This is a genomic window from Pseudomonas corrugata, from assembly GCF_001269905.1.
GTDB lineage: Bacteria > Pseudomonadota > Gammaproteobacteria > Pseudomonadales > Pseudomonadaceae > Aquipseudomonas > Aquipseudomonas corrugata.
Genome location: NZ_LHVK01000022.1, coordinates 176653 through 199139, shown reverse-complemented (window position 1 = coordinate 199139; position 22487 = coordinate 176653). Strand labels below are relative to the sequence as shown.

At 61.4% G+C, this 22487-nt stretch carries 20 protein-coding genes; 8 read left to right on the top strand and 12 right to left on the bottom strand.

The genetic code is table 11. The annotated features are described in order from the left end of the window. Positions 1-9 precede the first annotated feature (9 nt). The 3 genes from AD665_RS23460 to ligD are packed head-to-tail and all read left to right on the top strand — an operon-like array spanning position 10 to position 4740. The gene (locus AD665_RS23460) at positions 10-1011 is read left to right on the top strand and encodes a methyltransferase (RefSeq protein ID WP_024776400.1); all 1002 of its coding nucleotides are present in this window, start codon (positions 10-12) and stop codon (positions 1009-1011) included. Then, positions 983-2146, top strand: a complete 1164-nt coding sequence (locus AD665_RS23455; RefSeq protein ID WP_024776401.1) for a carboxylate-amine ligase — start codon at positions 983-985, stop codon at positions 2144-2146. The genes AD665_RS23460 and AD665_RS23455 overlap by 29 nt, the downstream gene beginning before the upstream one ends. Then, entirely contained in the window at positions 2143-4740 is a 2598-nt protein-coding gene (ligD, locus tag AD665_RS23450) for a DNA ligase D (RefSeq protein ID WP_053194048.1), read from the top strand. Before AD665_RS23455 ends, ligD begins: the two co-directional genes overlap by 4 nt. Before the next feature lie 63 nt (positions 4741-4803). On the opposite strand, the gene AD665_RS23445 is transcribed toward ligD, so the two are convergent. Continuing rightward, complete coding sequence (locus AD665_RS23445) at positions 4804-5415, bottom strand: Yip1 family protein (protein ID WP_053194046.1); 612 nt, start codon at positions 5413-5415, stop codon at positions 4804-4806. A 167-nt stretch (positions 5416-5582) separates the two neighbouring features. Between AD665_RS23445 and AD665_RS23440 the strand changes: the two genes are divergently transcribed. Together AD665_RS23440 and AD665_RS23435 are read left to right on the top strand one after the other, a co-directional pair. Continuing rightward, complete coding sequence (locus AD665_RS23440) at positions 5583-6083, top strand: CinA family protein (protein WP_053194044.1); 501 nt, start codon at positions 5583-5585, stop codon at positions 6081-6083. 206 nt (positions 6084-6289) lie between these two features. Beyond that, positions 6290-6694 carry a VOC family protein gene (locus AD665_RS23435; protein ID WP_024776405.1) on the top strand — a complete coding sequence of 135 codons (405 nt, stop codon included), beginning with the start codon at positions 6290-6292 and terminating at the stop codon, positions 6692-6694. 139 nt (positions 6695-6833) lie between these two features. On the opposite strand, the gene AD665_RS23430 is transcribed toward AD665_RS23435, so the two are convergent. The 3 genes from AD665_RS23430 to AD665_RS23420 are packed head-to-tail and all read right to left on the bottom strand — an operon-like array spanning position 6834 to position 10755. Next, on the bottom strand, positions 6834-7982 hold the full coding sequence (locus AD665_RS23430; RefSeq protein ID WP_024776406.1) for a MalY/PatB family protein: 1149 nt from the start codon (positions 7980-7982) through the stop codon (positions 6834-6836). A 49-nt stretch (positions 7983-8031) separates the two neighbouring features. Further along, complete coding sequence (locus tag AD665_RS23425; protein WP_053194041.1) at positions 8032-10269, bottom strand: xanthine dehydrogenase family protein molybdopterin-binding subunit; 2238 nt, start codon at positions 10267-10269, stop codon at positions 8032-8034. Positions 10270-10281: 12 nt separating this feature from the next. Beyond that, complete coding sequence (locus tag AD665_RS23420; RefSeq protein WP_053194039.1) at positions 10282-10755, bottom strand: (2Fe-2S)-binding protein; 474 nt, start codon at positions 10753-10755, stop codon at positions 10282-10284. Positions 10756-11112: 357 nt separating this feature from the next. On the opposite strand from AD665_RS23420, the gene AD665_RS23415 reads away from it, so the two are divergent. Beyond that, complete coding sequence (locus tag AD665_RS23415) at positions 11113-12015, top strand: MBL fold metallo-hydrolase (RefSeq protein ID WP_414860487.1); 903 nt, start codon at positions 11113-11115, stop codon at positions 12013-12015. A gap of 137 nt (positions 12016-12152) precedes the next feature. On the opposite strand, the gene AD665_RS23410 is transcribed toward AD665_RS23415, so the two are convergent. Further along, positions 12153-12761: a LysE family translocator gene (locus AD665_RS23410; RefSeq protein ID WP_053194134.1), complete on the bottom strand. Its 609-nt coding sequence runs from the start codon at positions 12759-12761 to the stop codon at positions 12153-12155. A gap of 115 nt (positions 12762-12876) precedes the next feature. On the opposite strand from AD665_RS23410, the gene AD665_RS23405 reads away from it, so the two are divergent. Next, positions 12877-13746, top strand: a complete 870-nt coding sequence (locus AD665_RS23405) for a LysR family transcriptional regulator (RefSeq protein ID WP_024776411.1) — start codon at positions 12877-12879, stop codon at positions 13744-13746. Positions 13747-13750: 4 nt separating this feature from the next. Here AD665_RS23405 and AD665_RS23400 read toward each other — a convergent pair whose 3' ends face one another. The 3 genes from AD665_RS23400 to AD665_RS23390 form a co-directional block, all read right to left on the bottom strand. Then, on the bottom strand, positions 13751-14704 hold the full coding sequence (locus AD665_RS23400) for a GGDEF domain-containing protein (RefSeq protein WP_024776412.1): 954 nt from the start codon (positions 14702-14704) through the stop codon (positions 13751-13753). Between the two features lie 3 nt (positions 14705-14707). Next, complete coding sequence (locus AD665_RS23395) at positions 14708-15706, bottom strand: response regulator (protein ID WP_080996615.1); 999 nt, start codon at positions 15704-15706, stop codon at positions 14708-14710. 256 nt (positions 15707-15962) lie between these two features. After that, complete coding sequence (locus tag AD665_RS23390; protein ID WP_053194032.1) at positions 15963-16391, bottom strand: DUF2628 domain-containing protein; 429 nt, start codon at positions 16389-16391, stop codon at positions 15963-15965. 258 nt (positions 16392-16649) lie between these two features. On the opposite strand from AD665_RS23390, the gene AD665_RS23385 reads away from it, so the two are divergent. Beyond that, positions 16650-17576, top strand: a complete 927-nt coding sequence (locus tag AD665_RS23385) for a Gfo/Idh/MocA family protein (protein WP_024776415.1) — start codon at positions 16650-16652, stop codon at positions 17574-17576. A gap of 178 nt (positions 17577-17754) precedes the next feature. Here the strand turns inward: AD665_RS23385 and AD665_RS23380 are convergent, their stop codons facing one another. The 4 genes from AD665_RS23380 to AD665_RS23365 all read right to left on the bottom strand — a co-directional run bounded on the left by AD665_RS23380 (position 17755) and on the right by AD665_RS23365 (position 22414). Beyond that, positions 17755-18906, bottom strand: a complete 1152-nt coding sequence (locus AD665_RS23380) for an acyl-CoA dehydrogenase family protein (RefSeq protein WP_024776416.1) — start codon at positions 18904-18906, stop codon at positions 17755-17757. A gap of 4 nt (positions 18907-18910) precedes the next feature. After that, positions 18911-20017 carry an enoyl-CoA hydratase/isomerase family protein gene (locus tag AD665_RS23375; RefSeq protein ID WP_024776417.1) on the bottom strand — a complete coding sequence of 369 codons (1107 nt, stop codon included), beginning with the start codon at positions 20015-20017 and terminating at the stop codon, positions 18911-18913. Between the two features lie 134 nt (positions 20018-20151). Next, a complete protein-coding gene (locus AD665_RS23370; protein ID WP_024776418.1) occupies positions 20152-20859 on the bottom strand; it encodes an HPP family protein in 708 nt (235 codons plus the stop codon). Positions 20860-21034: 175 nt separating this feature from the next. Then, complete coding sequence (locus tag AD665_RS23365) at positions 21035-22414, bottom strand: UDP-glucose dehydrogenase family protein (protein ID WP_053194030.1); 1380 nt, start codon at positions 22412-22414, stop codon at positions 21035-21037. Positions 22415-22487: the final 73 nt, after the last annotated feature.

Genomic DNA, 22487 nt, shown 5'->3' with positions numbered 1-22487 from the left:
GAGCCCTGCATGAATCAGGAAGAACGCCTGTCCGAACCCGACCTGGCGCTGTTACAGCTGGGCCGTCGCCTGCAAGCCGACGGTTATCGCTTCATCACGCCAACGCCGTTGACCCACAAGCGGGTCAACCAGCGCCCCGGAAACGAACATTCCAAGACGTTGCGTGACGTGTTCGGCTGGTCGCGGCCATTTGCGCCGGGGCTGATTTCGGCCGATGAGCAGCGTCAATTGCAGGAAGCCGAGGTGCTGGAAGAGCGCGAAGGTCTGCTTCGCAGCCGGGTACGCTGGTCGAGCCTGGATGGGCTGCTGTTTGCCCATTCGGCATTCCCTACCGAGTCCAGCGACGCGGTGTTTTTTGGCCCGGACAGCTACCGCTTCGCACAACTGATCCATACTCATCTGCAACAGAATTTCACGGCAGTGCATCGAGCCGTGGACATCGGCTGTGGCGCCGGTGTCGGCGCGATCGTAATTGCCCGGGCCCGTCGCGAGGCCCAGGTGCTCGCCCTGGACATCAACCCGCTGGCCCTGCGCCTGAGCGCAGTCAACGCCGCGTTGGCCGAGGTGGGTAACCTAGAGATCGCGCATAGCGACCTGCTGCAGAACGTGGACGGCCAGTTCGACCTGATCGTCGCCAACCCTCCGTATATGGCCGATCCGGCGGAGCGCGCCTATCGCGACGGTGGTGGAACCCTCGGCGCCGGACTGTCGTTGCGCATCGTCGAGCAGGCGTTGCCCCGGCTCATGCCAGGCGGCTCCCTGGTGCTCTACACCGGTGTCGCGATGGTCGAAGGTCGCGATCCGTTCCTGGAGGCGTTGGGAGCTTGGCGCGATTCGCCGGATTTTGGCTGGACCTACAAGGAACTGGACCCGGACGTGTTTGGTGAAGAATTGCTGACACCGGGTTATCGGGACGTGGAAAGGATCGCCGTGGTGGCGTTGGTGGTAACCCGCATCGGCGCGGGAATCGGAGGGATTATCGATGAACAGGCGTCTGAAGTTCGGCATTGAAGAGGAATATTTCATCACCGATCTGCAAACCCGCTGCATGCCCGGCCAAACGTCTGAAGCGGTGGTGGCCGAATGCCGGATCGAGCTGGGCAAGCATTTCGCCCATGAAATGTTCCAGAGCCAGGTCGAGGTGGCGTCACCCATCTTTCGCAGCCTGCCCGAGGCCGCCGATTACTTGACCAAAGTGCGCGCAGGGCTGACGCGGCGCTTGGCGCCCCATGGATTGGGGTTGCTCAGCGCCGGCTCTCATCCCATGGCTGCCCAGGGATTACAGCCCACCGATGAACTGCACTTCCAGCAACTGTTCGATGATTACCAGCGAGTGGCCCGACGCAGCGTGCTGTCGGGCTTGCATGTGCACGTGGAGGTCCCGGCCGACCGGGACCGGGTACGGGTGATGAACGAGGTTCTGCCCTGGCTGCCGATGTTTCTAGCGCTGAGTGCTTCGTCACCGTTCTGGAATGGCGCGTATACCGGGTTTAACAGCTACCGCCAGGTCGCCTGCGATGAGTGGCCGCGCATGGGTGTCCCTGAGTTTTTCGAAGACGAATCGGCGTTTGCCGAGTATGTCGACTTGCTCATGCGCACCGGTTCTATTCGCCAGGCCAGCGATTGCTGGTGGGTGATCCGGCCTTCCTCGCATTTCCCCACCCTGGAAATGCGCATCTGCGATGCCTGTCCCCGGATCGATGATGTGCTCTGTCTCGTCTCGCTGTTTCGGCTGATGGTGGCCCACGCCATTGCCCAACCCAAACCCGGGGCGCGCTACAGCCAGACATCCCAGTGGATCCTCAAGGAAAACCGCTGGCGGGCCAAACGCCACGGGATCCTCGCGGAGTTCATCATCGAGGGGCAGGAGCAGCCCATGCTCATCGGTGAATGGCTGACCCTGGCCGAACAAACCTTTGGTGAAACGGCCGCCGCCCTGGGCGTTTGCGACGTGTTCAAGCAGGCGCGACGCATCGTGCAGGAAGGCACCAGTGCTGACCGGCAAGTGGTCCTCTACGAACAAGGCTTGCTCCTGGGAGATACACCTGTGCAGGCCCTGGGTCGGGTCGTGGATCAATTGGTATCGGAAACTGCCGGGCTGCCGGTGGCCGGTCCGGCGCTACAGCAAGTCGCAGGTGGCCGATGACCAGCAAGAACCTTGATGAATACAACCGTATGCGTGATTTCGCCGCCACCCCGGAGCCGGCGGCGAAGCGCACGCGCAAATCGAAGAAAACCGCCCACGCCTTGCAGTTCTGCATTCAGAAACACGATGCTTCACGCCTGCATTACGACTTCCGCCTGGAACTGGACGGCGCACTGAAGAGCTGGGCGGTGCCCAAGGGACCGAGCCTGGACCCCAAGTCCAAGCGCCTTGCCGTGCATGTCGAAGATCACCCATTGGATTACGCAACATTCGAGGGCAGCATTCCGGAAGGTCATTATGGCGCCGGCGATGTCATTGTCTGGGATCGGGGCGTGTGGATTCCCCAGGGCGATCCCCATGAGGCCTACGAGAAAGGCCGGCTCAAGTTCGAGCTGCAAGGCGAGAAGCTGGCCGGCCTGTGGAATCTGGTGCGTACGCACATGCCGGGCAAGCAGGAACAGTGGTTCCTGATCAAACACCAGGACGAAGCCGCTCGTCCTGAGAGTGAATACGACGTAGTGCAGGCCGAGCCGGAGAGCGTGCTCAGCGATCGCACCATCGCACCCAAGCGCCGGGGTAAAGCCGCTGCTGCCAAAGCGGTGAAGCAGCCGGACAAAGCCGCCAAGCCCAAGTCATCGAAAAAAATCGCGAAAACCACCCTCAGCGGCGCGGTGGCCGTGCCGATTCCCGAGACACTCAAGCCGGAGCTGGCGACCCTGGTGGAAAGCGCCCCCGACGGCGAATGGCTCTATGAAATCAAATTCGACGGCTATCGGGTCATGGCCCGTATCGAGAACGGTGACGTTCGCCTGATTACCCGCAACGGCCACGACTGGACCCACAAGTTGCCCAGCCAGGCCGAGGCCCTGGCCGGGCTCGGGCTTGAGTCGGCCTGGCTCGACGGAGAAATGGTGGTGGTCAACGAACAGGGCGTACCGGATTTCCAGGCCCTGCAAAACGCCTTCGACGCCGGCAGCAGCGGCAAGATCGCTTATTACCTGTTCGACCTGCCTTATCTCAATGGCATGGACTTGCGCAAAGTACCGGTAGAGCAACGCCGGGCTGCATTGGCTGCAGTGCTGGAAGGCAGTGAGAGTCCGTTGTTGCGTTTCTCCGATGCCTTCGAGGAAACCCCCGAAGCGTTGCTCAACAGCGCTTGCCGGATGCAAATGGAAGGGCTGATCGGCAAGCGCGCGGGCAGTGCCTATGTGTCCCGGCGCAGCAGCGACTGGATCAAGCTCAAATGCAAGAATCGCCAGGAGTTCGTGGTGGTCGGTTTCAGCGACCCCAAAGGCGCGCGCAGTGCTTTCGGTGCATTGCTGCTGGGGTTGCATGACGCCGACAGCGGCGAGTTGCGCTACGCCGGCAAGGTCGGCACCGGGTTCAACGAGACCACCCTCAAGAACATCCACCAGCAGTTGCTGCCCCTGGAGACGAAGCAAGCTGCCGTGGTGAATCCGCCCACCGGCTACGAAGCCAAGGGCGTGCACTGGCTCAAGCCGACGTTGCTGGCCGAAGTGGCGTATGCCGAGATGACCAAGGAAGGTTCGGTGCGCCACGCGGTGTTCCATGGTTTACGCAGTGATAAACCAGCCAGGGAAATTACTCAGGAGCGTCCGAAAACGCTGGACAAGCCTGCACAAGCCGGCAAAAAACCGGTCAAATCCGCGACGAAAACCAAGGGCACTCAAATCCCGGCGATGGATGGCAAGGTGCGGATCACCCATCCTGACCGGGTCATCGACGCCACCAGCGGTACCACCAAGCTGCAACTGGCCGAATATTACGCCGGCGTTGCCGAGTTCATTCTGCCGGAACTGTACGAGCGTCCGGTAGCACTGGTTCGGGCGCCGGACGGGATCGCCGGCGAGCTGTTTTTCCAGAAGAATCCCGAGCGCCTGGCGATCCCCGGGATTACCAGCCTGGACAAGGCACTGACCGGGCAGCCGGTGATGATCATCAACAACGCCGAAGCCCTCATCGGTGCGGTGCAGATGAGTACGGTGGAGTTGCACACCTGGAATGCCACCACCGTGGATCTGGACAAGCCGGATCGCTTCGTCCTCGACCTCGACCCGGACCCGGCGTTGCCTTGGAAGAGCATGGTCGAAGCGACCCAGCTGACCTTGTCGGTGCTCGATGAACTGGGCCTCAAGGCATTCCTCAAGACCAGTGGCGGCAAGGGCATCCATGTGGTGGTGCCGCTGACGCGCAAACTCGGCTGGGACGAGGTCAAGGGGTTCAGCCACGCCATTGTCAGCCATATGGCAAAGCTGCTGCCGGATCGTTTCTCTGCGGTGTCCGGGCCGAAGAATCGGGTAGGGCGGATCTTCATCGACTACCTGCGCAATGGCTTGGGCGCCACCACCATCTGCGCCTACGCCGTCCGGACCCGAGAGGGGCTGCCGGTGTCGGTGCCCATCTTTCGGGATGAGGTGGCGGAGCTCAAGGGGGCGAATCTGTGGAATGTACACAACGTTCATGAGCGTCTTGCGGAAGTGGGGCACGAGCCTTGGGCCGACCTGAAGAAAACCCGCCAGAGCATCACGGCCGATATGCGCCGGCGAATCGGCATGAAGAAAACGGATAAATGATCCAACGGGTCAAACGGATTGTGTGAGCGGAGATGGGGCCTGCGTCGCTCGCCCCTCCCGTGATCACCCCACCGGAAACCGCAAGTATTCCGGCTGCAACACGTTGAACCACAGCAAAATCATCTCCACCAGCATGGTCACCAGGACCAGCAACCCGACACCCCAGACACTCGCCGAGTACAACAGTCCCTGTTCCTTTTTGAGGCTCATGAATTTGGGCAAGCCGATAAACAGCAGGTAGGTCGAATAGGCCGAGGCCACCAGCAATACGGCTACCGCCAGCCAGCGGCTGGGGTAAACCCCGCAAAGCCCGGCCAGGAAGTACGGTGTGGCGGTATAAGCGGCAAAGCCGATGCACTGATTCAATGTCGGACGCGCCTCGAAGGTGCGTGACATCCAGCGAATGAACAGGCCTATCAGGGCCACGCCGACGACGATGGTCAGGTACAGCAGCACACACAGTTGCAGTGCGCTGGGGGCCGTGAGCCGTACCGTTTCGTTCTCGGCCAGGCTCCAGCCGGTCCAGGTGGTGCCGAGGAACAGGCACGCCGCCGGAATAAAGGCCAGCAACAGCAAGTGGCCGAGGTAGTGGCGAGGGTGGGTCTGTTCTTCTTGGCGGATGTCCTGCCAGGCGAATTCGGGATGCGTGAGCAGTTTGACGAAAGATGCGGACATGACGACCTCCTGATCGGCACAGCCTCAGCGTGAGGCCTTTATGGGTTTGAGGCGCAGTATTGAGTGACGGTTTCATTTATTTGGCGAGGCGCGTCGGAAGGTGATCAGAGGGAATGAATCCAAGCGGCAGGGGGCAACCCATCAGCATCCCGGAAGGACTTCGAACCATGACTGTCGCCCACTCCCTGGTTGATTATCTGCGAGACCATGACTTGCGCCTGACCACGGCCGAATCCTGTACCGCCGGCCAGATCGTCACGCTGCTGGCGGAGGTGCCGGGCAGCGGTGCGCTGATCGAAAGCGGTTACGTGGTGTATTCCCCCGAGGCGAAACAACGGCTGTTAGGCGTAAGCCCGCGCACCATCGATGCCTTCAACCTCACCAGTCGTGAAGTGGCCGAGGAAATGGCCCTCGGCGCTTTGCACGACGCCAATGCCAACGTGGCGGTGGCCACCACCGGTATCCTCGGACCAGACGACATGGATGGCATCCCGGCAGGCACCGTGTGCTTCGCCTGGGCCTTTGAGATGAATGGCAAACGGGCGCTGTTCAGCCGGCAGGAGCGCTTCTTCGGAGGTCGCGGACAGGTGCAGTTGTGGGCCGCCGAACACGCGCTCCTGCAACTGCGACACTTTCATCAGCGTGCCCTGGCGGGTGAGCGTCGATAGGACAGTCCCATGAGCAACCACACCGAGCCGGAAGGCTTTCCGGAAGGCTTTCGCCAGCGCTCATATGCGCAGTTCTTGTGGCGAGGGGACAGGTCCCCTTGCCACAATCGGGATGCGGCTCCATCTGTCGACCAATAGTTGCCCGTGGCAACGTTGGAGAACAGGCATTCTCCAACGGCCATACGTTATTCAATGGGGAGAAAGAATTGTTCAGTCATATACAGATCGGTGCGCGAGACTTGCCGAAGATGATTGCTTTCTATGATGCAGTCCTGGGCTGCCTGGGACTGGTGCGCATGGACAGCGAAAACGATTCCGGACCGCCTGGGGAAGGCTGGCATCAACCCGGCAAGCGTTGGCCCCAGGTATTCGTGCAAAAACCCTTCAACGGCTTGCCGGCTACGTGGGGCAATGGCATGCAGGTCAGCTTCGCCGCCGACTCACCGCAAACCGTGCGCGCCGCCTGGGACCTGGCCATCGCCATGGGCGGCTTCGACGAAGGCCCGCCGGGCCCGAGGCCGCAGTACTCGGAGGGCTACTTTGGCGCCTATTGCCGGGACCCGGAGGGAAACAAGCTGTGTTTTGTGTATGCGCCGGATCTGCATGAGTAATCATTTGTGGCGAGGGGATTTATCCCCGTTGGGTTGCGTAGCAACCCGGCTTTTCCAGCACTGAGAACCCTGGGCGAGCGAGCGGGGATAAATCCCCTCGCCACAGATAAATCCCTCTCCACGTAGGTTATTCCAACAGTCAGCGCCGAGCCTTCAGGCTCTTCTCCATCCGTGCAATCCCTTCCTCCAGCAAGGCCCGAGGGCAGCCGAAGTTCAGGCGCACGAACTGTTGGGCGTCGTCGCCAAAATCCAGCCCTGCGCTGAGCCCTACCTTGGCTTCATTGAGGAAGAAGGCTTGCGGGTCGTCCAAGCCCAATCCCGAGCAATCCAGCCACGCCAGATAGGTGCCTTGGGGGATGGTCATGGCGACGCCCGGCAGACGGGTCTGCACCGCATTGACCAGGTAATCACGGTTGGCTTGCAGATACACCTTCAACGCTTCGAGCCACGGGCCGGCCTCGCTGTAGGCCGCACGGGTCGCCTCGAGGCCCAGGGCATTGACGCTGTCGACCATACCGGCACGGGCGTTGTTGACCCGTTCGCGCACCTTGGCGTTCTGGATGATGGCGAACGAGGTTTTCAACCCGGCGATGTTGTAGGCCTTGCTGGCGGACATCAGAGTGATAGTGCGTTCGGCGATTTCCGGGCTCAGGCTGGCGGTGGGAATGTGCACCCGGCCGTCGAAACACAGCTCGGCATGGATCTCGTCGGAGATGATCCAGGCATCCTGCTCCAGACAGATATCCGCCACGGCCTTGAGCTCGTCCCGGCCGAACACCTTGCCCAGCGGGTTGTGGGGATTGCTCAGCAACAGGGCACCGCCACCGTGCAGGGCCTCGCGCAACGCCGGCAGGGGCGTGTGGAATTCGCCGTTGACCGGGTTGAAAGGCAATTCCACCTTGTTCAACTGCCAGTGGTCCGGCGCATTGCGCAGCGGCGGGTAGTTGGGCACCTGCACCACGACATTCTGCTGCGGCTCCACCAGCCCATGCAGAGCCATGTTGAAACCCGGCTCAACACCCGGCAGGAAGACGATCTGCTGAGGCTCGACGCGCCAGGCGTACTTGTTCCAGAGATCAGCCACGATAGCGGCGCGCAGGGTGTCCTGGGCCACGCTGTAGCCAAGCATCGGATGCTCGAGACGCTTGCGCAGCGCATCGATGACCACGGGCGGGGCAGCGAAGTCCATATCGGCTACCCACATCGGCAACACATCGGCCGGATAGCGACTCCACTTGGTGCTGCCGGTACCGTGGCGCTCGAACACGAGGTCGAAATCGAAAGTCATGACGGTTCCATCAGGTCAGGGGATTGAAATGATGGTCATGATAACCCAGTCACGTCAGGTTGAACGGCAACTGACGCACCGGCTTACCCGTCAGGCTCGCCACCGCATTCGCAAAGGCCGGTGCCAATGCCGGCAGGCCGGGCTCCCCCATACCTGTGGGTGGTTCGGCGCTGGGCACGAGGTGAATCGAGAATTGCGGCGTATCGGTGATACGCGGCACGCTGAAGTCGGCGAAGTTGCTTTGTTGCACGACGCCGTTTTTCAACGTGACGGCGCCGCCCGGCAGGCACATGGACAAGCCCATGAGGGCCGCACCCTGTACCTGCGCCTCGACGCTGCGCGGGTTGACGACCAGGTTGCAATGGACGCCCGCGGTCACCTGATGCAGCACCGCACGACCGTTCTGTACCGAGGCCTGGACCACGTAGGCCACCACCGAACTGAACGACTCGTGCACCGCCACGCCCCAGGCCTGGCCTTCGGGCAGCTGATTCTTGCCGTAACCACTTTTGTCCACTGCCAGTTGCAGCGCGGCGCGATGGCGTGGGTTTTGATCGGCAAACAGCTTCATCCGGTAGGCTACTGGATCTTGCCGGGTTGTCCGGGCAATTTCATCGATCAATGTCTCCATCACAAAGGCTGTATGGGTGGATCCCACGCTGCGCCACCACAGCACCGGAACGTTGAGCTTGGGATGATGCACCGTCAGGCGCATCGGCAGCGGATAGGGGTTGCGCAAACCTTCCGTGGCCGTGGGGTCGATACCGTTCTTCATCCGAGCGCCAAACATCGTGTCGGCGAGGATCGATTGCCCGACCAGCACGTGATCCCAGGCCAGTACGTTGCCGTTGTCATCGAAACCGATCCGCGCACGGTGCAGGTGCATGGGGCGGTAGTAGCCGCCCTTGATGTCATCTTCACGGCTCCACAGGGTGCGAATGGGCGCATCGAGCCCGGCGGTGCGCGCGGCCTTGGCGACTTCGCAGGCGAGAACAACGAAGTCGCCGGAGGGAACGCCACGCCGGCCAAAGCCACCGCCCGCCGTCTGCACATTGACCCGGACCTGCTCAGGCTTGAGATTCAACACCCGTGCCGCCGCGACGCCGTCGCCACCGGGGAACTGTGTACCGACCCATAGCTGGGCGCGGTCCCCGGAAACCTGGACAGTGCAGTTCAACGGTTCCATGGGCGCGTGGGCGAGGTAGGGAAACAGGAACTCGGCTTCCAGTTGATGCGCAGCCGTCGCAAGCGGCGTCATGTCGGCATCGAAATGAAGGGGGCCGGGCTGGTTGGCCAGGTCCCGGTACTGGGCCAGCTGTTGTTCGCTGTCCACCTTTTCGACGGTGGACGTGTCCCATTGCAGCTTGAGCGCATCACGGCCCGTTTTCGCCTGCCAATAGCCTTCTGCGACCACCGCCACACCCTCGGCCCCTCCGTCCAGTGGCACCCGCAGGACGGCTTTCACCCCTTGGGTGGCACGCGCCGCGCTGTCATCCAGCGAAGCGATACGAGCCCCGAATACAGGCGGGCGGGCCACCACGGCGGTGAGTTGTCCGGGCAGGTGCATGTCGATGCCGAACTCCTGCCGGCCGCTGCTCTTGGCCTTGGCGTCGATGCGCGTCGTGGCCTGGCCGATGATGCGGAAGTCCTTAGGATTCTTGAGGGTGACTGTTTCAGGCACGGGCAATGCCATCGCCGCATCGGCGAGTTCCCCGTAACTCGCTTTGCGGCCTCCGGCACCAAGCACCATGCCCGCCTGGGTGCTGAGGCTCGCCACATCGACATTCCAGCGCGCGGCCGCTGCCGCGAGCAACATGGCGCGAGCGCGGGCGCCCAGTTCGCGATACTGGGTGTAGCTATTCTTGATCGAGTTGGAACCGCCGGTGATATGCATACCGAAACTCGGATCCTGATAAGCGGCGTCGTTGCTGCCATTGCGAGTGCGCACCAGGCTCCAGTCGGCATCGAGCTCTTCGGCCAGAATCATGGGCAGTCCGGTCTGCACACCCTGGCCGAACTCCAGGCGGTTGATCGTGACCGTTACCTCGCCGTTGGGCGCAATGTGCACGAACGCCGACGGTTGCTGGGTGGGTTTGAGCGCTTGCGCGCCGTCGCCTGCTTGTTGTGCCAGGGCCAAGTGCGGGAATGCCCCCAACGCCAGACCGCCAATGCCGACGATTTTGAGAAAGCTGCGCCGGGGGAGTGCGGCGAAGCTGTTCATGTCGTCGTCGGTGAGAATCGATTGCAGGGTGCGAGGGAGTTCCTCTGGAAAAATGTCGTTCAGCATGGCGCACTCCGGTCAGGCAAGGGCTTTGGCGGCATCGGCCACGGCAGCACGGATACGGACGTAGGTACCGCAGCGGCAGATGTTGCCGGCCATGGCCGAGTCGATCTCGGCGGCGGTGGGTTGCTTGCCTTTGGGTTGGGCCTTGAGGAACGCGGTCGCGCTCATGATCTGGCCGCTCTGACAGTAGCCACACTGTGCGACGTCATGCTTGACCCAGGCCTCATGCACCGCCGTGCCGACCGGATCGCTGCCGTCGGTGGCGGCTTCGATGGTGGTGATTTTCCTGCCTTCGGCGGCGGCGACAGGCGTCACGCAGGAGCGGATGGCCTGGCCGTCCAGGTGAACCGTGCACGCGCCACACAGCGCTGCGCCGCAGCCGAACTTCGTGCCGGTCATGCCCAACGTATCACGCAATGTCCAGAGAATAGGGGTGCCAGGATCGACGTCGACCGTGTAGTCACGGCCATTGATGTTGAGGGCGCTCATGGTGGGACCTGCTCCGCAAGGTTTGGCTCCGATCAACTATAGGAAGGAATCCCATAAGCGCATTGCACAATTCAGGCTGATGATTGCCCGATCCTGCGCACTGGCCGGCGGGCTATTCCATCCAGCCTCCCTATCTTTCTGTTTGGATCGATCAGCCTAAGGTGGGTGCGCGCTATACCCGCGTACGGTATCGGACCCAGCGCGTTGCATCGCACACTCATTCTCCAGGCGCTTCGTCGTTCTCGTCCTGAGAACAGCGGATTGCTGCCCTCAAATCTATGGAGAGTGACCATGACAACACATCAGGACTACCGCACTCACGATGAAGAAAACAACCACGCTCAACCGGCGTCGGGCATGCACTTGGCCCCAACCGGGTTGAACGTCGAAGAGCTTGTTCCTTCGCGCTACGCCGTGCGGGTCGGCGAGATCGACGTGCTGGTGGTGAGCGATGGCGTACTGCCGCTGCCGACCACTACGATGTCCACCAACGCCGATCCGGCGGCTCGCGCGGCATGGTTCAAGGACATGTTCCTGGGCCCGGATGCGTTCGATTGGGCGCTGAACGTGCTGGTGGTGCGCAGCGGCGAGCAAACCATACTCGTCGATGCCGGGCTGGGTGGGCAGTTCCCCGGCTTTCCGCGCGCCGGGCAGTTCCCGAAGCGACTGGCGGCCGCCGGTATCGATCTGGGGGCCGTGACCGACGTGGTCATCACCCACATGCACATGGACCACATCGGCGGGCTGCTGGTCGACGAGGTGAAGAACCGGCTGCGTCCGGACGTGCGGATCCACGTTGCAGCCGCCGAGGTTGCGTTCTGGGCGTCACCCGATTTCACCCTGACTTCCATGCCGGCACCGGTGCCGGACGTCCTGCGGGCCACTGCCGATGAGTTCATGAAGGTGTACGGCAGCAAACTGCGCACGTTCGAACACGAGCATGAGGTCGCGCCGGGTGTGATCGCCAGGCTGACGGGGGGACACACTCCGGGGCACAGCGTGGTTCATGTGATGTCCGCTGGTGAACGGCTGACCTTCGCCGGCGACGCGTTGTTTCCGGTCGCATTCGACCATCCTGACTGGCACAACGGTTTTGAACATGACCCCGAGGAAGCCGTTCGCGTTCGGGTCCGGCTCATGCAGGAAGCGGCGGCGAGCGGCGAGCTGCTGGTCGCCACGCATTTGCCGTTTCCGTCGGTGGGAAGGGTCGCGGTGGAGGGGGACGCGTTTCGCTGGGTGGCGGCTTTCTGGGACTACTGAGCAGTAGTCGAATCCATGACGCCGGCGCTTTTTGATGTGTCCTGCAGCCTGTCCAGCCTGAGGGTTGGATGGGCACGGCGTCAGGCGTCATTATCGGTGTGAACCTTCCCTCTGCGACGTTTGAATAGTTCCCCGGATCAAGAATGGACCGGCAAGACCAAGCCGAATGCCACGAAAAAACCGCCGCATACCTTGTTGAACCGACGCCCGGCCCGGGCCAGCCATGGCCTGACCCGATACGCCGCCGTGGCCACGATGTACTCGACAGTGAACTCCACGACGGCATAGGTCAGCGCGATAACGGCGGTCTGGGCAAGCAGGTTTCTGTGTGGATCAAGAAAGGGCGGGATAAACGCAGTGAACAGCAACAGTGCCTTTGGATTCGAGACCGCAGACAACAGGCCCTGTCGGAAAAGCGACCAGGGGCCGGATCCTGTCACGGCATCCACGTCCAGGGAAACCGGCGCCGACCGCCACAACCCCAGGCCCAGCCAGATGAGATAGAGCCCGCCGGCGATCTTCAACACCATGAACCAGGTCACTGAAGCCTGGATCAATGCACCCAGCCCGAGGGCACACAGCGACAGCATCACGACGAATCCCGCCACACCGCCACTGATGGTGAATAGGGTCTTGCGGTTGCCATGAATCGCGCCGTGGGTCAGGACCAGCAACGCGTTGGGCCCTGGTACCACCGCAATGCCGCAGCAGGTAACCAGATAAAGCAGCCAGGTCTCGAAGGGCATGATGTTCTCCAGTGAAAGGCAGCGTCGGCTCTCCACATCCTGGTGGTGAAACCCGGTCAACGGAAGCGCATAATTCATGGCTTAGACATTCGATTATCGAATAGAGGTCGTGAACATGCCTTCCGGCGATTTGCAGATGGACTGGCTCAAGTGCTTTGTTGCGGTGGTGGACGCCGGTTCGCTGTCAGGTGCGGCCCTTGAGGTGCATAGGTCGCAGTCCGCCGTGAGCATGCAGATGAAGAAGCTGGAAACGGCGCTTGGGCGGCAGTTGTTGAGTCGCGGCCCGCGGCATCTGCAGCTGACCCTCGACGGCCAGACCCTCCTGGGCTACGCACGGCGCATGGTGGCGCTGCATGCCGAGACGCAGGCCGCTTTCCATGGCGAAGAGCTGACCGGACGTATACGGCTGGGCGTTGCCGAGGATTACGCGGCCAAGTACCTGACGCCTGTGCTCAAGCGTTTCGCTCCCCGCTATGGGGGCGTTGAAATAGAACTGGATTGCGAGCAGTCGACAACCTTGATTCCACGGGTGGTGAGTGGGGACCTGGACCTGGCGCTGGTTTCCAGGGATTCTCCTCAACGGGGCACCTTTCTGTTCAAGGAACCCATGGTGTGGGTGGGGTCGCCTCAGTTCGAGCTCTGGCGGCGCGACCCCATACCGATCGCGGTCTACGAAAGCGCCAGCCTGGCCCGGCGCAACGCAGTCAATTCGTTAACGTTGCAAGGCCGTCGGTATAAGGTGGTCTACAACAGCTCCAGCCTCGCAGGCCAAGTCGCGGCGGTGGAAGGCGGGATTGCCATCGCCGCCATCACCCAGTGCAGTGTCCCGGCTTCATTGCAAGTGCTCGGCAACGAACATGATCTGGGCGGCATACAACCGATGGAGGTCTCGGTCTTCCGGAGTCGAGCCTCTCGGGGCTCGAAGGCAGTGAACAGCCTTCACGCCTTCATCATCGGTGCATTGAGGAGCCAGCAGGCTACATAGTTGGTTACTCGTGTACCGTCACCCGATTGCGCCCGGTTTTCTTGGAGGCGTACAACGCCTCGTCCGCCCAGGCGATCAGGTCAGCGTGGCTGTTGGATGGCGGGCTCAAGTCGGCCACCCCCAGGCTGATGGTGAAACGGATGACCTGGTCACCGTACGGCACATCCATTTCTTCGACGGCCTTGCGCAGGCGCTCGGCGAACATCCGAGCACCGGCCTTGTCGGTGTCTGAGAGCACTATGCCGAACTCTTCGCCACCATAACGCCCGGCAACATCGGAGTCGCGTACATGCTCGCGGACCAGGCCGGCGACCTGCTCGATGACCTTGTCGCCGGCCTGGTGACCGTAGGTGTCATTGACGCGCTTGAAGTGGTCAATGTCGAACATGACCAGGCTGGAATTGTTGCCATAGCGCTGATGCCGGGCATAGGTGGCCTTGAGGTTCTCCTCCCAATGTCCGCGGTTATACAGACCGGTCAGCCGATCGGTGCTGGACAGTTGCTGCAACTGTGCGTTGGCGGCCTGGAGCTGATGCCGGTTGGTGGCGACGTCGGTGACGTCATAGATCACCAGGCAGATATGATTGATTTTGCTGTCAGGGGAGCGCAGGGGCAGTAGGGTGGTGTTCTGGAACATGAACTCCTCGTGGCCGGTGATCGGCTGGTAGTTCTTGAACCGCACCAGATAGGGACGTTGCTCCCAGACGGTGAAGGCGGGTGTGCCCAGGGCGGCGACGCTTTCCACCTTGCGACTGAACCATTGGTGATCGACTTCGGGAAACAGGCTGAAGAAATGCTGATTATGGGCGTCCTTCGGCTGGACCCCGGAACGGTTCTCCATGAACGTATTCCAGACCTGCACCCGATAGTCGCGGTCAAGTACCACCACGCCGACGTCAATGCTCTGGACAATCGCCAGCAACCAGTGGAATTCGTTCAGATCAACAGGATTGTTCATGGCTCAGCTCATCAAGTAGGCGAGTTTGTGGGTCAACCGCTCGATTGAGTCTTCCGTGAACAGCAATAACAGGTCGAAGCGAATGTCGTGGCCTTCCAGGCTGTAGCTGATTTCCACGGCGAGGGTTTTCTTCCAGCGGGTCTGGTTGACCAGGATCAGCTCGTCGATCGCCGCATGCTGGCCGAGCACCTGCGGGTGACCTTGGGAAAACACCACATCGATCTGCTCGGCAATGCTGCTAAGGCACGCGCCGATCAGCACGCTGGAAAGATCGAGCACCATTTCCAGATCCGAATAATCGGCGCTCTGGCGCTGCATCAATTGCGCGATATCGGCGACTTCCGAGTCATGGAATATCAGCAGGGCTTCACCGGCAATACCACTGCCGATAAAGCCCTGGCAGATGGCTGTGAGCTGCTGGGAACTGCCGGCATCGGAGAGTGCCATGTGCAACTCACCAACTTCGAGAATGTTCACGTTCGGCACCGGCAACTGCACGAAGACACCCAGGACCTTGGCGATCAGGGCGGCGGCCCGGCCAATGGCAACGTTGACCGTCTCGCGGAACGCGTCGTGAAAATGAATGGCGGTGTTGCTTGTGGTGCGATGCTGCTGTGGCGTCTGCGCGGACTTCGTCAACAGGCCCAGTCTGCTGAGGGTCTGGCGCAGTTCGTTTTCATCGAAAGGTTTTTTCAGGAACGCCAATGCGCCCAATTCGCTGACGCGGCGTACTGCTTCTTCCTGGACGTCACCGGAAATCACGATGACTTGCGCCTTCAATCCTTCGGTGCGCAGGGCGCTCAGCACCTGGTAACCATCCATCTCCGGCATGGTCAGGTCGAGCAGCACCACGTGGCCCAGCCCCTTGCGTATGGCCTCCATGGCCTGGCGACCGTTACTGGCCTCGGTAATGGAGACTGACCAGTCCGCCGGCAATGCCCGTAACACTTGCTTACGGGCCATGTTGGAGTCATCACACACCACTAGGGGAATCTCTGACACAACCAGCCTCTCATCAGGGAAAGTACTAGGGCATCATGCCATAGGCTTACAAAGACCACCTAATCGCCAGGGTTAAGAGCTCGCCGAAGCTCCAGTGGTCTTTCCTTTTTTTGAACAAGCGATCATCCGGGAAGTTCGACACGAATATTCGCCGCAGGGACGATGACACGGATTCATCTGAAACTCTGCGGCCCGGAAACAGAAAACCCGCACGCTCATGACGAGGTGCGGGCTCTTGGGCGACCGAAACCTGCGATCAGAAGCGCATGCCTTCGAACGGGTTCCAGCTTTGCTCGCCTTTGACTTCTTTCAGGTAGTACGCGTAATTGGTCATGATCGCGTACATCACCGAAAAGGCCGCGCTCATGCCCGAATCCAGCGCCCTTGGAGATTCCGTGCCCATGAGCGCAAAAATCACGCTCACTGCGATGCTGATCCCGATCATGATGCCGATCATGGCCAGGTTCTTCTTCCAGAGCCCCAGGACGAACAGGTAGATCGGGCCGAAGAAGAAGGCAATCACGTTGGCATTGATCAGCATTTTCTTCTTGAAGCCTGGCAGCGCCTTGAAAGCTTCCCTGTGTCGCGGGTCGTTCGGCGCGCCATAGGTATCAAAGAAATTAAAGCGTTCCTGCCATTTGGCGCTGTACTTGCCAGTCGTTTGTACTTGTTCGGTGGTGCTCATTTTTACGGCTCCTGATGGTCCATGCAGTGGTCAAGCTTTCTTCCGCGAATTCCTGAGCGCTTTTATAAGCGTTTATGCGGGAAAAAGCCCCTTCAACGGGTCAGGCGCCGTTTGATCTGTGACGCGCATCACTATCACCGCGCGTACGGTCGCGACGGCGACACGACTCGCAGGAAATTCCACTGCCCCATTGTCTGCCACGCGATTTACGTCTAGTTTGCTGGCCGATCACAAATACAAAAAAATCAGGAGTCCCAGATGCAACCGATTCGTCTCGGTCTGGTGGGCTACGGCAAGATCGCCCAGGATCAACATGTCCCGGCCATCCACGCCAATCCCGCGTTTCAACTGGTGGCGGTCGCCACGCAAGGGCAGCCCTGTGCCGGGGTAGAGAATTTCAAGTCCCTGGACGAGCTGCTCGCCAGCGGTCCCCAGGTTGATGCGATTGCGTTTTGTACTCCGCCGCAGGGTCGATTCGCGCTGGTGGAGCAGGCCTTGGCCGCCGGCAAACACGTCCTGGTGGAAAAACCGCCTTGCGCTACCCTTGGCGAAGCGATGGCGTTGGTCGGCCAGGCTGAGGGGCAGGGCGTCAGTGCCTTGTTTGCCTGGCATTCGCGCTACGCGCCCGGGATCGAAGCGGCCCGGGACTGGCTGGCCAGCCGCACCCTGCAAAGCGTGAAGATCGACTGGAAAGAAGACGTGCGCAAATGGCATCCGGGCCAGGCGTGGATCTGGCAACCGGGTGGCCTGGGGGTGTTCGATCCCGGCATCAATGCCTTGTCGATTGCGACCCATCTGTTGCCACGGCCGCTGTTTGTCGAGTCGGCGCAGTTGCGCGTTCCCGACAACTGCCAGTCGCCCATCGCCGCGAGCATCCGGATGTCGGACGCGCGCCACCTCGACATCCGCGCGGAGTTCGATTTCGACCATGGTCATGATGAACTATGGAGCATCGAGATCCGCTGCGCCGAAGGCACCTTGCGCCTGGACAACGGCGGCGCCCTGTTGAGCATTGATGGCGTGCGGCAGGCGGTTTCGGAGGAGGGCGAGTACGCAGCCGTGTATCGACACTTCCAACAGCTGATCGCTGACAAGGCCAGCGACCTGGACCTGCAACCGCTGCGGCTGGTGGCGGATAGTTTCTTTGTCGGCAGCCGGACGTTGGTTGAACCGTTCTACGATTGATCGCGTAGCATTCCCGGTGGAAGCGGGCTTGCTCGCGAAGGCGGCGGCACCTTCAGTAGTTCAGTGACAGGTACGACGCTATCGCGAGCAGGCTCGGTCCAACAGGGGGGCAGGTGGTGTATGCAGATATTGCGTAGACCACCGATCCCAGGTGGGAGCGAACCTGCCCGCGATGCTTTCAAACCAGGTAGTTTTTCAACTCTCGGGCGATGACCATCCGCTGTATCTCGCTCGATCCTTCATAGATCTGGGTAATCCGTGCATCGCGGTAGTAGCGCTCCACCGGATAGTCTTCCAGATAACCGTACCCGCCATGAATCTGCATTGCCGAGGAGCAGACCTTCTCAGCCATTTCCGAGGCAAACAGCTTCGCCTGGGAAGCCTCTGAAAGACAGGGTTTGCCAGCGCTGCGCAAGCGGGCTGCGTGGAGGATGAGCAGGCGAGCGGCATTCAGGCGGGTGTGCATGTCGGCCAGCAGGTTGGCGATGCTCTGGTGCTCGATGATCGGCTTGTCGAACTGCACCCGATCCCGGGAGTAGGCCAGGGCGGCCTCGAACGCCGCTCGGGCGATGCCCAGGGCCTGGGCCGCGATGCCGATCCGGCCGCCTTCCAGGTTGGAGAGGGCGATTGCCAGGCCTTTGCCACGCGTGCCCAGCAGGTTGGCCTCGGGAACGCTGCAGTTGTTCAAGGTGACCGCACAGGTGTCCGAAGCGCGGATGCCCATCTTGTGCTCGGTACGATCAACGATGAAGCCCGGTGTATCGGTCGGCACCAGGAAGGCCGAGATGCCTTTTTTACCCAGGTCGGGGTCCGTCACCGCGAACACGATGGCCAGCTTCGCCCGCTTGCCGTTGCTGACAAACTGCTTGGCGCCGTTGATGACCCACTGGCCGTCCCGCAGTTCGGCGCGGGTACGCAGGTTGTGGGCCTCGGACCCGGCCTGGGGCTCGGTCAGGCAGAAGCAGCCAATGGCCTGTCCGCTCGCCAGGTCGGCCAGCCATGTCTGTTTCTGTTCATCGGTACCGAAATTGAGGACCGGCCCGCAACCCACCGAGTTGTGGATACTCATCAGTGCGCCAGTGGCGCCATCACCTGCGGAGATTTCCTCCACTGCCAGGGCGTAGGCGACGTAGTCGACGTAGGTACCGCCCCATTCCTCGGGCACCACCATGCCCAGCAGGCCCAGTTCCCCCATCTTCGCCACCAGGCCATCGTCGATCCACCCGGCCTTTTCCCACGCCTGGGCATGGGGCGCGATTTCGCCGCGGGCAAAGTCCCGGGCCATGTCGCGGATCATCACTTGTTCTTCAGTCAGTTCGAGGTCGTGCATGGATTCAGTTCCCGAGGTCGTCGAGGCCGTCGAAGAAACTCGCCACCAGGTTCGCGTCCAGCGCATCCAGGGTCGGCGGATTCCAGCGGGGCTTCTTGTCTTTGTCGATCAGCAGGGCGCGCACGCCTTCGATCAGGTCGCCGCGTTCGAACCATTGCCGGTCCAGGTGCAGCTCCAGGGCGAAACACTCTTCCAGGCTGAGGTGGCGACCACGTCGCAGCATCTCCAGGGTGACCGCCATGGCCAGGGGCGAACGGGTTTCCAGCAGCTCGGCGGTTTGCAGCGCCCATTCATGGCTGTTGGCGACGGTGACTTGGCGCAATTGCTCGACCATGCTCGGTACATCGGGTAGGGCGAAGAAGTGATCGATGGCCGGGCGCAGATCGTCCAGCGGAGGGGCAGGCAGTTGCTGTACGGCGAGTTTCGCCAGCAGACTCTGCAGGTCCTTGAGCGGCATGTCGCTCCATTCCAGCCGATCGAGACGCTCATCGAGTTGAGCGAGCTTGCGGCTTTCCAGGTACCAGTCGGCCAGGCCGCAGTACAACGCATCGGCCGCTTTTATCTGGGCACCGCTGACTCCCAGGTAGATACCCAGCTCGCCAGGAATACGGGGCAGGAAATAACTGCCGCCCACATCCGGGAAGTAGCCGATGCCGACCTCGGGCATGCCCAGGCGGCTGCGTTCGGTCACCACCCGCAGATCCGCGCCCTGCGCCAGCCCCATGCCGCCGCCCAGGACGAAACCGTCCATCAGGGCGAGAATGGGTTTGCGGTAATGGTGAATCGTCAGGTCGAGGGCGTACTCCTCGACGAAAAAGTCTTCGTGGAGCGTGTCGCCTTGCTTGTGGCTGTCGTAGAGCGACCGGATGTCGCCACCGGCACAGAACGCTCTGTCTCCGGCGCCGCGCAACACCACCGCATGGATCTGAGGGTCGGGAAGCCAGGCATCGAGTTGTTGTTGCAAGCTGCGCACCATGCCCAGGGTAAGGGCATTGAGGCCGGCGGGGCGGTTCAGGGTCAAATGGCCGATGTGATTGCGAACATCGACCAACACCTCACAGGCCACGACTTCGACGCTCCCTGTGGCTTGGGATGAAACCTGAGCAGTCATCGCTAACTCCCTGCTTTTATTGTTCTTTATGAATTTTTTCGCGCGTATCCGGTCGGGATCGTAACAGTGCAAAATTGCCTCGCACAACCGGTATACGTGCAGGTCCTGTCTGCATATTTATAGCAGCCACAGGCTCAGTCGCGACCCGACAGCACCTCCGTGATGCTGCGGCGCTTGGCATTGCGCTCGCTGGCATGGATCAATTGTTCGAGATCTTCAGGGGTTACGTCGAAGAACGCTTCCATTTCCGCAAGAGCCAGTTTCAGGTCCTCGGCGGTAATGGCCTGACGGTCCACAGGGGGGTGGTCGGCCGGAATGATCGCAACCGGCTCGCTGGCCCGCTTCGGATAGCGCACCCGCGTCAGGTTGTTGTAAGCCAGCGCACTGACGAGCAGAGCGCAACCTGCGAGCATGGCCGCGCCGAGGGCCTGCCAGTCCAGGGCAACAATGGACGAATCCGCCAGCACCAACGTCGCTGCCAGTGCACCGGCCGGCGGATGAATACAGCGCAGCCAGCACATCAACACCAGTGCCATGCCGGCTGCCAGGCAGGCGCTGCCCAGCGTGCGGCCCAGCACGTGGGCCACCAGCAGCCCCACGACCGATGCGCACAAGTAACCGCCAAAAATCGACCAGGGTTGGGCAAGGGCGCCCGAAGACACCGCGAACAGCAGTACCGCCGAAGCCCCCAGGGGGCCGATCAAGTGTTGCGCCACTTCGAGGCCATACACTTGGCCGCAAAGCCAGACACTGAACATGACCCCCAGGGCCATGCCGATGGCGGCACGACTCCACTCGGTGGGACGGGTATTGACGGCAGCAGGGAACCAGCGAGAAAGCATTGAGTACAGATCCGAAAAGCGAACAAAAAAAGGGGCTTACGGGAGAATCCCTGAAAGCCCTTTAAGTGTTCCAACAATTGGGGAAGGAACGATGCACAGTGTGACGTTCGTCATCCTCGCTTACAAATTCATATTAATGCTGTTTGAGATCATTTATTTTGAAGTAAGGGTGTGCTCAAGCGCTTCGCGGGATCTGGTACCTGGCTTGCGGTGCGATGGGCAAGTCGCATGACCGCCCGCGCCCCATCGGAAAGTAGGTGAAGCCTTTGTCGGCCATGCGCTCCGGGTCGTAGAGATTGCGACCATCGAACACCACCGGGGCCTTGAGCCGTTGCTGAATCAGCGCAAAGTCCGGTGCCTTGAACGGCTGCCACTCGGTGCAGATGATCAGCGCATCGGCCCCCGGCAAGACCGCCTCCGGAGTGCCCATCAGCATGAGTTTCGACTCGTTGGGGTAGAGCTGCTGGGTCTGTTGCATTGCCTCCGGATCAAACGCCCGGACAGCAGCGCCGGCGGCCCACAGTGACTCCAGGAGCACGCGGCTCGGGGCATCGCGCATGTCGTCGGTGTTGGGCTTGAAGGCCAGCCCCCACAGCGCGAAGGTTTTGCCGCGAAGATCGCCGTTGTAGAACGCCTTGATCCGCTCGAACAGCTTGTGCTTCTGACGTCCGTTGATGGCTTCCACCGCTTGCAGCAGATCGCTGGCGCAATGGACTTGCTCGGCGCTGTGGATCAGGGCACGCATGTCCTTGGGGAAGCACGAGCCACCATAGCCGCAGCCCGGGTAGATGAAGTGATAGCCGATGCGTGAATCGGCACCGATGCCCAGGCGCACCGCTTCGATGTCGGCCCCCAGGTGCTCCGCCAGTTCCGCAATCTGATTGATGAAGCTGATCTTGGTCGCGAGCATCGCGTTGGCGGCATATTTGGTCAGCTCGGCGCTGCGCAGGTCCATGAACAGGACCCTGTCGTGGTTGCGATTGAACGGCGCGTACAGGTCTCGCATGGTTTCCCGCACCTCATCGCGCTCGCAGCCGATCACGATACGATCCGGGCGCCGGCAATCGGCGACCGCCGAGCCTTCCTTGAGAAACTCCGGGTTGGAGGCGATATCGAATTGCAGCAAGCGACCGGCCTTGATCAGGCATTTGTCGATGTGTGCCCGTAGGGCGTCTCCGGTACCCACCGGTACGGTGGACTTTTCCACCAACAGCACCGGGTGCTCGCGATGGCGGGCGACTGCCTCACCCACCGCCATGACCTGGCACAGGTCGGCCGAGCCATCTTCCCTGGAGGGTGTGCCTACCGCGATGAACAGCACCTGCCCGTGCTGCACGGCGAGCCGTTCATCGCTGGTGAAATGCAGTCTTCCAGCGTCAAGCCCTTCACGCACCAATGGCGCCAGGCCCGGCTCGTAGATGCTGACCTGGCCTTGACGCAGGCTTTCGACCTTCTGCTCGTCGATGTCCATGCAGATCACGTCATGGCCCACTTCGGCCAGCACGGCGGCTTGCACCAACCCGACGTAACCGCTTCCGAATACCGTTATTTTCATCTGGTGGGCTCCCTGGGCAATTCCCGGCACGCATGACCCGCGATCCGTGATGAACCGTGGCGTATGGGTCCCA

Bases quoted from the DNA above. Each gene is read 5' to 3' on its own strand.
- AD665_RS23460 (WP_024776400.1), top strand. From the start codon at position 10: ATGAATCAGGAAGAACGCCTGTCCGAACCCGACCTGGCGCTGTTACAG.
- ligD (WP_053194048.1), top strand. From the start codon at position 2,143: ATGACCAGCAAGAACCTTGATGAATACAACCGTATGCGTGATTTCGCC.
- AD665_RS23380 (WP_024776416.1), bottom strand. From the start codon at position 18,906: ATGCACGACCTCGAACTGACTGAAGAACAAGTGATGATCCGCGACATG.
- AD665_RS23430 (WP_024776406.1), bottom strand. From the start codon at position 7,982: ATGACTTTCGATTTCGACCTCGTGTTCGAGCGCCACGGTACCGGCAGC.
- AD665_RS23375 (WP_024776417.1), bottom strand. From the start codon at position 20,017: ATGACTGCTCAGGTTTCATCCCAAGCCACAGGGAGCGTCGAAGTCGTG.
- AD665_RS23410 (WP_053194134.1), bottom strand. From the start codon at position 12,761: ATGCCCTTCGAGACCTGGCTGCTTTATCTGGTTACCTGCTGCGGCATT.
- AD665_RS23420 (WP_053194039.1), bottom strand. From the start codon at position 10,755: ATGAGCGCCCTCAACATCAATGGCCGTGACTACACGGTCGACGTCGAT.
- AD665_RS23425 (WP_053194041.1), bottom strand. From the start codon at position 10,269: ATGCTGAACGACATTTTTCCAGAGGAACTCCCTCGCACCCTGCAATCG.
- AD665_RS23390 (WP_053194032.1), bottom strand. From the start codon at position 16,391: ATGAGCACCACCGAACAAGTACAAACGACTGGCAAGTACAGCGCCAAA.
- AD665_RS23445 (WP_053194046.1), bottom strand. From the start codon at position 5,415: ATGTCCGCATCTTTCGTCAAACTGCTCACGCATCCCGAATTCGCCTGG.
- AD665_RS23365 (WP_053194030.1), bottom strand. From the start codon at position 22,414: ATGAAAATAACGGTATTCGGAAGCGGTTACGTCGGGTTGGTGCAAGCC.
- AD665_RS23385 (WP_024776415.1), top strand. From the start codon at position 16,650: ATGCAACCGATTCGTCTCGGTCTGGTGGGCTACGGCAAGATCGCCCAG.
- AD665_RS23455 (WP_024776401.1), top strand. From the start codon at position 983: ATGAACAGGCGTCTGAAGTTCGGCATTGAAGAGGAATATTTCATCACC.
- AD665_RS23405 (WP_024776411.1), top strand. From the start codon at position 12,877: ATGCCTTCCGGCGATTTGCAGATGGACTGGCTCAAGTGCTTTGTTGCG.
- AD665_RS23415 (WP_414860487.1), top strand. From the start codon at position 11,113: ATGCACTTGGCCCCAACCGGGTTGAACGTCGAAGAGCTTGTTCCTTCG.
- AD665_RS23400 (WP_024776412.1), bottom strand. From the start codon at position 14,704: ATGAACAATCCTGTTGATCTGAACGAATTCCACTGGTTGCTGGCGATT.
- AD665_RS23440 (WP_053194044.1), top strand. From the start codon at position 5,583: ATGACTGTCGCCCACTCCCTGGTTGATTATCTGCGAGACCATGACTTG.
- AD665_RS23370 (WP_024776418.1), bottom strand. From the start codon at position 20,859: ATGCTTTCTCGCTGGTTCCCTGCTGCCGTCAATACCCGTCCCACCGAG.